The sequence below is a fragment of the Treponema sp. JC4 genome, from assembly GCF_000260795.1.
Taxonomy (GTDB): Bacteria; Spirochaetota; Spirochaetia; order Treponematales; family Treponemataceae; genus Treponema_D.
Window position 1 is genome coordinate 1 of sequence record NZ_AJGU01000102.1, and the last position, 1,399, is coordinate 1,399.

Here is a 1,399-nt window from a genome sequence, read left to right on the forward strand (position 1 = left end):
GATCTTTCTTCCAGAGAGCGAGTAATTAAATAGAACATGTGGGCGTTGTGCCGGCAGTCTTTTGGGATAACGGGAAGTCTTAGTTTACCTTCTTCTTCCAGTGTTTTGAATTCTTTATTATAAAGGTTCCAGATATTCATTCTGTCTGTCTGAATTTCTTCTGCCATTTCAAGCTGGGCCCAGAGGTAGGCGGCATTCATATCACTTGGAAGATAGCTTGAACCGTAATCACGCCAGGTGTATTTATCTACCTGACCGCGAAGGAATTTGCTTCTGTCTGTTCCTTTTTCGCGGATAACTTCTGCACGTTCAAAATCTTCTGTTCCTGTATTTATTACAATGGCACCGCCTTCTCCCATAGAAAAGTTCTTTGTTTCATGAAAAGAAAAACAGCCAAAATCACCAATTGTACCAAGAGGTCGGCCTTTATAGAAAGAGCAGACAGCCTGAGCCGCATCTTCAACAACCTTAAGATTATGACGGCGGGCAATGTCCATAATTGTGTCCATTTCGCAGGCAACACCGGCATAGTGAACGGCACAGATTGCCTTTGTTTTTGGAGTAATTGCACGTTCAATTTTGCTTTCATCAAGATTCATTGTATCTTTGCGTACATCAACAAAAACAATTTTTGCTCCCCGCTGAACAAATGCGTCTGCAGTTGAACAGAAGGTAAAAGAAGGCATAATAACTTCATCCCCTGCCTGAATATCACAAAGCAGGGCTGCCATTTCCAGGGCTGTAGTTCCGCTTGTTGTAAGAAGAACCTTGCTGCCCTTAAGGCGTTCTTCAAACCATGCATGGCATTTTTTTGTAAAAGCACCATCACCGCAAATCTTGTGAGCTGCAATTGCTTCCTGAATATATTTTACTTCGTTACCGGTTACCGGAGGGATATTAAAGTGAATCATAAATGTCCTAATTAATATTTTTGTTAAAGGATAGCAAAAAACATTATTTTTTTCTATATAAATCTTAAAATAGACATTTACACAAATTAAACATATAATAAGTCTTAGGTATAAAAAAAATAATGAAATACACAATACTTGATTATCTTGAAGCAACAGCAGAAAAATATCCCGAAAAAACAGCATTTGCAGATACTACAAGATCTGTAACATGGAAAGAATTTGTAACAAATGCAAAGACACTTTCTGCAGTTATTTCTAAATATTTTGAACCCGGGCAGGCAGTTCCTGTAATGATTGAAAAAAGTGTAAAGACACTTGAATATTTTTTTGGAGCACTCTACGCCGGCTGCTTTTATTCTTATTTTGACGCAACATTTCCGGATTCCCGTCTGGATTCTATGATAGAAACACTTGGTGTTAAACATATTATTGCAGATAAGCGTTATGAAAAAAAACTTTCTAACCTGAAAGTTTCTCCACTCTTT

At 38.0% G+C, this 1,399-nt stretch carries 2 protein-coding genes; one reads left to right on the top strand and one right to left on the bottom strand.

The window, feature by feature from the left end:
- A partial coding sequence (gene rffA, locus MSI_RS13425; protein ID WP_039925121.1) for a dTDP-4-amino-4,6-dideoxygalactose transaminase occupies nucleotides 1-911 on the bottom strand: 911 nt, incomplete at its 3' end.
- A 122-nt stretch (nucleotides 912-1,033) separates the two neighbouring features.
- Between rffA and MSI_RS13430 the strand changes: the two genes are divergently transcribed.
- A partial coding sequence (locus MSI_RS13430; protein WP_039925122.1) for an AMP-binding protein occupies nucleotides 1,034-1,399 on the top strand: 366 nt, incomplete at its 3' end.